The organism is Pseudomonas sp. K5002 (genome assembly GCF_013386655.1).
Taxonomy (GTDB): Bacteria; Pseudomonadota; Gammaproteobacteria; order Pseudomonadales; family Pseudomonadaceae; genus Aquipseudomonas.
In genome coordinates this window covers 1-325 of sequence record NZ_JACARK010000551.1, presented here as the reverse complement: position 1 = coordinate 325, position 325 = coordinate 1, and the positions used below count along the sequence as shown (strand labels likewise).

At 66.5% G+C, this 325-nt stretch carries 1 pseudogene; it reads right to left on the bottom strand.

Annotated features, from left to right (window positions below):
• Positions 1-41: 41 nt before the first annotated feature.
• Positions 42-325: pseudogene (locus tag HX846_RS23075) on the bottom strand (N-acetylglutaminylglutamine synthetase); the annotation flags it as partial.

Genomic DNA, 325 nt, shown 5'->3' with positions numbered 1-325 from the left:
CGGGCTTGCTCGCGAAAGTGCCAGTCAAGGCAACACCTTTCTCAAGCCGTCGGTTGGCTATGCGGGAACAACAGGTCCACGAACTTTTCAGCCGTCGGCTGCGGCTCATGGTTGGCCAGCCCGGCCCGTTCGTTGGCTTCGATAAACACGTAGTCCGGTTGGTCGGCGGCCGGCACCATCAGGTCCAGGCCCACCATGGGAATGTCGAGGGCACGGGCGGCGCGCACGGCGGCGTCCACCAGGGTCGGGTGGAGGATGGCGGTGACGTCTTCCAGGCAACCGCCGGTGTGCAGGTTGGCGGTACGCCGCACCGCCAGGCGTTCGC